The 7,418-nt window shown below is 66.3% G+C and carries 6 protein-coding genes and 2 rRNA genes; all 8 read right to left on the bottom strand.

Features of this window, described 5'->3' with window-relative positions:
• Positions 1-168: 168 nt before the first annotated feature.
• On the bottom strand, positions 169-267 hold the full coding sequence (locus tag ACIRQY_RS18810) for a 30S ribosomal protein bS22 (protein WP_003948845.1): 99 nt from the start codon (positions 265-267) through the stop codon (positions 169-171).
• A gap of 164 nt (positions 268-431) precedes the next feature.
• Positions 432-641: a helix-turn-helix domain-containing protein gene (locus tag ACIRQY_RS18805; RefSeq protein ID WP_030223786.1), complete on the bottom strand. Its 210-nt coding sequence runs from the start codon at positions 639-641 to the stop codon at positions 432-434.
• Between the two features lie 127 nt (positions 642-768).
• Entirely contained in the window at positions 769-1,584 is an 816-nt protein-coding gene (locus tag ACIRQY_RS18800) for a phosphatase (protein WP_403926964.1), read from the bottom strand.
• 152 nt (positions 1,585-1,736) lie between these two features.
• Entirely contained in the window at positions 1,737-2,912 is a 1,176-nt protein-coding gene (locus ACIRQY_RS18795; RefSeq protein ID WP_351789360.1) for an acetoin utilization protein AcuC, read from the bottom strand.
• A complete protein-coding gene (locus tag ACIRQY_RS18790; protein ID WP_403926961.1) occupies positions 2,881-4,095 on the bottom strand; it encodes an MFS transporter in 1,215 nt (404 codons plus the stop codon). The genes ACIRQY_RS18795 and ACIRQY_RS18790 overlap by 32 nt, the downstream gene beginning before the upstream one ends.
• Before the next feature lie 43 nt (positions 4,096-4,138).
• Positions 4,139-4,786 (bottom strand): HAD family hydrolase, encoded by a 648-nt coding sequence (locus tag ACIRQY_RS18785; protein WP_403926958.1) that lies wholly within the window; start codon positions 4,784-4,786, stop codon positions 4,139-4,141.
• Between the two features lie 67 nt (positions 4,787-4,853).
• Positions 4,854-4,970: ribosomal RNA gene (gene rrf, locus ACIRQY_RS18780) — 5S ribosomal RNA — on the bottom strand.
• Between the two features lie 84 nt (positions 4,971-5,054).
• Positions 5,055-7,418 (bottom strand): 23S ribosomal RNA (locus ACIRQY_RS18775); the annotation flags it as partial.

The following is a 7,418-nucleotide window of genomic DNA, read 5'->3' as shown; positions in this document are numbered from 1 at the left end:
GCCGCCCGGGTCACGCCCACCCCGTTCCCCCCCCACGGGGGCGCCCCGCGGGCTTCGGGGCCCCCCCACGGTGGCGCGGGGGTTTCCCCGCGCAATGAGGCGTGGCCCCTCACCGCGAACGGTGAGGGGCCACGCCTGACACACGGAACGCTGCGGTGCAGCGGTCGCCTACTTCTTGTTGCGACGCTGAACGCGCGTGCGCTTGAGCAGCTTGCGGTGCTTCTTCTTGGCCATCCGCTTACGCCGCTTCTTGATAACAGAGCCCACGACTACCCTCGCTCACTTCTCGGAACATCCTCGCCTCCCGGCGAGAATCGGTGCGGGGCGTCTGGGCCCACACGACCTACGTCGGCCTAGCCTACCGTCCCGAGCACCGCGCTTGTAATCCGAGGGACATACGGAGCTTTCCCGGCGTTGTCGCCGCGCTCGCGCTACGCGGTCCCCACCCCCACGAAGGACTCCCGCAGGTACTCGTGCACCGCCTGTTCCGGCACCCGGAAGGACCTGCCCACCCGGATCGCCGGCAGATGACCGCTGTGCACCAAGCGGTACACCGTCATCTTGGAGACGCGCATCACCGAGGCTACTTCCGCCACGGTCAGAAACTTGACCTCGTTGAGAGGTCGATCGCCAGCAGCCATGACCCACCTGTACCTTCCGCCGCGACGCCCACCGGCTTCCCCTCCGGTGACTCTTCGTCGCCAAGCGCTCACGCTCCAGACTAGGGGCGGGTGGTACGAGTGGGGAAGAGGAGCTGCCATCGACCGTTTACCGTGACAGACACGCTCGATTGAGTACATAGCGCGTGAGCGGGCGGTAGTGGTCGGAGCGCACCCCGTCGTCAAGCGGAACGACCACCGACACCTGCCCCTCCGCCTCTCCGACGAACAGCGCGGGATCATCCGTATCGGCCAGACCGATGGCCTCGATACCCAGCTGACCTGCACCGCAGACCCAGCCGTGGTCCCCCACCACGAGCCCGGGCAGCGGCCCTCCGACCTCGGCGGCCCCCTCCAGCGCGGCCCGAACCGGCAGCGGCGAGTGGGAATGCGCCCCCGGCACACGCCCTCCCCCGGACGGCCCCGGTTCTCGCACCATCGCGACCCCCCGGACGTAGTCGAGAAGGTGCGTACGTACGCCGAACCGGGTCGTTATGTCGACACATCTCCCCTGCGCCGGGGTGAGGACAAGACATCCCGCCGCCGACAACGCGTCTGCGAGAGCGACGTAGAAACCGAGCAGACGATGCGGATGCCCCGTCCCGAGAAGCACCGGAACCCGCCGCGCCGCCGCCTCTCCCAGTCGCGCGGCGAACGCGTCGAGCGCCCGGAGGGTCCGCTCCGGATCGATCACATCCGCCCCCGACCGGTGCGACGGGTCCCCCGACACCCCGCACCTGTCGGCCATCAGCCGCAGCAGTTCCGCCTCGTCCCACCCCCGGACGGGGTCCAGCCCCAGCAGCACCCTCGGATCACGCGCCGCGAAGAGCCGGTAGCTCCGCAGGTTCGCCTCCCGCGAGGTCGCCACCGTGCCCGCCAACCCCGCCGCCAACAGATGCGCCCGCAGCGCCCCGGTACCCCACACCCCCACGATGCTCCCGGAACACTCCGACCCCGGACCCCGATTCCCCCGCACACCGCACTGTCGGCGTAACACCCGCCAGAACGTTCCTGCGGCCCCCGGGCGACACACCCTGGCACCTGCCCGGAAGCGAGGTGCCGCTCCCCGGCGACCCCTCAGGCCAGCAGCCCCCGCAAGGGGAAGGCCGCCTTACGGGTCGCCAGCACCGCCTGGTCGAGCCGGTCCGCCGGGTCGTACCCCGCCGCCCATTCCCGGAAGCCCACCGGCCACCGCCCGTCCGTCATCCGCGCGGGACCCGGCTGACGGGTCCGCGCGTACACCTCGTCCCGCCAGGACCCCGGGATCACCGACGCCGGGTCCACCGGAGCGTGCGCGGCGATCCCCACCAGATGCGTCCACGACCGCGGTACGACGTCCACCACCGCGTACCCACCGCCGCCCAACGCCAGCCAGCGACCCTCGGCGTACTCGTGCGCCAGCTCGTGGCACGCCTCCTGCACCGCCCGCTGCGCGTCGAGCGACACCGCCAGGTGCGCCAGCGGGTCCTCGAAGTGCGTGTCCGCCCCGTGCTGGGTGACGAGGACCTGCGGCCGGAACTCCGCGAGCAGCTCCGGCACGACCGCGTGGAAGGCCCGCACCCACCCCGCGTCCCCCGTCCCGGCGGGCAGCGCCACGTTCACGGCCCCGCCCTCACCGGGCCCGTCCGCGCCCGACTCCTCCGGCCACCCCGTGTGCGGAAAGAGGGTCCGCGGATGCTCGTGCAACGACACGGTCAGCACCCGGGGGTCCTCCCAGAACGCCGCCTGCACCCCGTCGCCGTGGTGCACGTCCACGTCCACGTACGCCACCCGCTCCGCGCCCAGTTCGAGCAGCCGGGCGATCGCCAGGGAGGCGTCGTTGTAGACGCAGAAGCCCGAGGCCGCCCCCGGCATCGCGTGGTGCAGCCCGCCCGCGAAGTTCACCGCGTGCGCGGCCTCGCCGCGCCACAGCGCCTCCGCCGCCCCCACCGACTGCCCGGCGATCAGCGCCGACGCCTCGTGCATCCCGGCGAACGCCGGATCGTCGACCGTGCCGAGCCCGTACGCCTGGTCGGCCCGGCGCGGTTCCACCGACGCCGCCCGCACCGCCGCCACGTAATCCTCGCGGTGCACGAGCCGCAACGTCGAGTCCCCCGCGGGCTTCGCGGCCACCACGTCCACCGCCCGGTCGAGCCCGAAGGCCCGCACCAGCGACATCGTCAGCGCGAGCCGGACCGGGTCCATCGGATGCTCGGGCCCGAAGTCGTACCGCGTGACACCTTCATCCCACATCAACAGTGCGCGGCTGCTCATGCCCGCCACCGTATCGGGCCCCGCGCGCCCCGAACGACGTGGCGTACACCACCGTCACCAGGACGAGCAGCATCGGCACGAGCATCGCCCACCGGTAGCTCCACGCGTCCCCCAGGGCGCCCACCAGCGGCGACCCGATCAGGAACCCGACGTAGTTGAAGACGTTGAGCCGTGCCACCGCCGCGTCGCTGTTCCCCGGGAAGAGCCGCCCGGCCGCCGCGAACGTCTGCGGCACCAGCACGCTCAGTCCGAGCCCGAGCACCGTGAACCCGGCGATCCCCGCCCAGGCCCCCGGCGACAGCGCCACCAGACCGAAGCCGACCGCCGCGAGCACCGCACCGCACCGCACGACGGCCACCGCCCCCAGCCGCCGCACCCCGAAGTCCCCGACGGTCCGCCCGAGGAGCGTCGTCACCATGTACGCGTTGTACGGCACGGTCGCCAGCTCCTCCGAACTGCCGAGCACGTCCTGGAGGTACTTGGCACTCCAGTTGGAGACCGTCGAGTCCCCTATGTACGCGAAGGTCATCACCAGACACAGCGGCAACAGCAACCGGAAAGGGCCCCCTCGCCCCTTCTCCCCCGGCTGTCCCGGCTCCGTCGGCTCCGCGACCGGTCCGTCCCCGCCCGCCGCGTACCACCGGCTCCCGACGATCACCACGGGCAGCAGAACGGCCACCACCGGCAGGTACGAGACGAACAGCGACAGGTGCCAGTGCGCCCCCACCCAGGCCAGCGAGGCCCCCGCGATCCCCCCGAGGCTGTACGAGGCATGGAAGCCGAGCATGATGCTCCGCCCGTACGCCCGCTGGAGGCTCACCCCCAGCATGTTCATGGAGGCGTCGAGGGCACCCACCGCAAGTCCGAACAGCCCCAGCGCGACCGCCGCGTGCCACAGTTCGGAGCCCATGCCCACGGCCAGGAGCGCGAGCAGTACGAAGGGCTGTGCCCAGCGCAGCACCACGGCGGGCCCGACCCGCACGACGACCTTCTCGGTCATCACGCTCGCCACCCCGGCCAGGATCGGCACGGCCGCCAGGAAGGCCGGCAGCAGCCCGTCGGAGATCCCGTACTGGTCCTGGATCGCCGGTATTCGGGTCACGAGCAGGGCGAAGGTGACGCCCTGTACGAAGAAACTGACCGCCAGGGATCCCCGCCCACGCCGCAACCGCGCATCCGTCATGGCGGCACAGCGTAGGGCCGGAAACTACCGCTGGGTAGATGGATCACAGACCCAATATCGCCGGCAGTTCGTCCATCGCGCCGAAGTGCCCGGTGACCCCGGCGAGCTTCTCCGCGGGCGTCATCGCGGTGAACCCGTAGACGTCCATCCCGGCCGCCACCGCCGCCCGCACCCCGAGCGCGCTGTCCTCGACGACCACGCACCGCTGGGGATCCACCCCCATCCGCGCGGCAGCGTGGAGGAAGAGGTCCGGCGCCGGCTTGCCCCGGCCCACGTCCTCGGCGCTGAAGACGATCTCGTCCCGGAACCAGGCGTCGAGCCCGGTCTTACGGTGCCCCACCCGGATCCGCTCGTGGCTCCCGGAGGACGCCACGCAGTACGGCACCCCGCTCCGGGCGAGCAGCTCGACGACGTTCCCGGCTCCGGGGACGCCTTCCAGCCGCTCCTGAAACGCGGCGAAGACCCGGGCGTGGAACGTCTCGTCGAAGTCCGCGGGCAGCCGCTGCCCACCGCGCTCCTCGACCAGGTCGTGAATGCGGTGCATGGCGGACCCCATGTAGTCGCGCACGGATTCCTCGTACGTGGTGGGGTGCCCGAGTTCCGTCAGATAGGCGGCCAGCAGTGTGTTGGAAATCGGCTCGCTGTCCACGAGCACACCGTCGTTGTCGAAGATGACCAGGTCGTAGCGCATGGCCTCAGTTTAGAACGCGGAAATGCCTCAGCCCCCGGACAGAGTCCAGGGGCTGAGGCTAAAAATTGTTCGGCGGCGTCCTACTCTCCCACAGGGTCCCCCCTGCAGTACCATCGGCGCTGAAAGGCTTAGCTTCCGGGTTCGGAATGTAACCGGGCGTTTCCCTAACGCTATGACCACCGAAACACTATGAAGATATGAACCGCCGCACCACCCAAAGGGGGGCGTGTTCGTTACTTCAGAACTAACACAGTGGACGCGAGCAACTGAGGACAAGCCCTCGGCCTATTAGTACCGGTCAGCTCCACCCATTACTGGGCTTCCACATCCGGCCTATCAACCCAGTCGTCTACTGGGAGCCTTACCCTCTCAAGGAGGTGGGAATACTCATCTCGAAGCAGGCTTCCCGCTTAGATGCTTTCAGCGGTTATCCCTCCCGAACGTAGCCAACCAGCCATGCCCTTGGCAGGACAACTGGCACACCAGAGGTTCGTCCGTCCCGGTCCTCTCGTACTAGGGACAGCCCTTCTCAATATTCCTGCGCGCGCAGCGGATAGGGACCGAACTGTCTCACGACGTTCTAAACCCAGCTCGCGTACCGCTTTAATGGGCGAACAGCCCAACCCTTGGGACCGACTCCAGCCCCAGGATGCGACGAGCCGACATCGAGGTGCCAAACCATCCCGTCGATATGGACTCTTGGGGAAGATCAGCCTGTTATCCCCGGGGTACCTTTTATCCGTTGAGCGACGGCGCTTCCACAAGCCACCGCCGGATCACTAGTCCCGACTTTCGTCCCTGCTCGACCCGTCGGTCTCACAGTCAAGCTCCCTTGTGCACTTACACTCAACACCTGATTGCCAACCAGGCTGAGGGAACCTTTGGGCGCCTCCGTTACTCTTTAGGAGGCAACCGCCCCAGTTAAACTACCCATCAGACACTGTCCCTGATCCGGATCACGGACCGAGGTTAGACATCCAGCACGACCAGAGTGGTATTTCAACGGCGACTCCACCATGACTGGCGTCACAGCTTCAAAGTCTCCCACCTATCCTACACAAGCCGAACCGAACACCAATATCAAACTGTAGTAAAGGTCCCGGGGTCTTTCCGTCCTGCTGCGCGAAACGAGCATCTTTACTCGTAGTGCAATTTCACCGGGCCTATGGTTGAGACAGTCGAGAAGTCGTTACGCCATTCGTGCAGGTCGGAACTTACCCGACAAGGAATTTCGCTACCTTAGGATGGTTATAGTTACCACCGCCGTTTACTGGCGCTTAAGTTCTCAGCTTCGCAACCCCGAAAGGTCACTAACCGGTCCCCTTAACGTTCCAGCACCGGGCAGGCGTCAGTCCGTATACATCGCCTTACGGCTTCGCACGGACCTGTGTTTTTAGTAAACAGTCGCTTCTCGCTGGTCTCTGCGGCCACCCCCAGCTCAGAGTGCAAGACTCATCACCAGACGTGGCCCCCCTTCTCCCGAAGTTACGGGGGCATTTTGCCGAGTTCCTTAACCATAGTTCACCCGAACGCCTCGGTATTCTCTACCTGACCACCTGAGTCGGTTTAGGGTACGGGCCGCCATGAAACTCGCTAGAGGCTTTTCTCGACAGCATAGGATCATCCACTTCACCACAATCGGCTCGGCATCAGGTCTCAGGCTATATGCTGTCCGGATTTACCTGGACAACGCCCTACACCCTTACCCCGGGACTACCACCGCCCGGGCTGGACTACCTTCCTGCGTCACCCCATCGCTTACCTACTACCACCTTGGTCCGTCGGCTCCACCACTTTCCATTCCCCGAAGGGTCCGGAACGGCTTCACGGACTTAGCATTAATGGGCTCGATACTGGGCGTTTCAAAGCGGGTACCGGAATATCAACCGGTTGTCCATCGACTACGCCTGTCGGCCTCGCCTTAGGTCCCGACTTACCCTGGGCAGATCAGCTTGACCCAGGAACCCTTAGTCAATCGGCGCACACGTTTCTCACGTGTGTATCGCTACTCATGCCTGCATTCTCACTCGTGAACCGTCCACAACTCGCTTCCGCGGCTGCTTCACCCGGCACACGACGCTCCCCTACCCATCACAGCGGGCGTTGGCCCTATTGCTGCAATGACACGACTTCGGCGGTACGCTTGAGCCCCGCTACATTGTCGGCGCGGAATCACTTGACCAGTGAGCTATTACGCACTCTTTCAAGGGTGGCTGCTTCTAAGCCAACCTCCTGGTTGTCTCTGCGACTCCACATCCTTTCCCACTTAGCGTACGCTTAGGGGCCTTAGTCGATGCTCTGGGCTGTTTCCCTCTCGACCATGGAGCTTATCCCCCACAGTCTCACTGCCGTGCTCTCACTTACCGGCATTCGGAGTTTGGCTAAGGTCAGTAACCCGGTAGGGCCCATCGCCTATCCAGTGCTCTACCTCCGGCAAGAAACACACGACGCTGCACCTAAATGCATTTCGGGGAGAACCAGCTATCACGGAGTTTGATTGGCCTTTCACCCCTAACCACAGGTCATCCCCCAGGTTTTCAACCCTGGTGGGTTCGGTCCTCCACGAAGTCTTACCTCCGCTTCAACCTGCCCATGGCTAGATCACTCCGCTTCGGGTCTTGAGCGTGCTACT

The sequence above is a fragment of the Streptomyces sp. NPDC101490 genome, assembly GCF_044767145.1.
In the GTDB taxonomy this organism is placed as follows: domain Bacteria; phylum Actinomycetota; class Actinomycetes; order Streptomycetales; family Streptomycetaceae; genus Streptomyces.
Note: the sequence above shows the minus strand (reverse complement) of the source record. Positions and strands in the feature narration are given on the sequence as shown.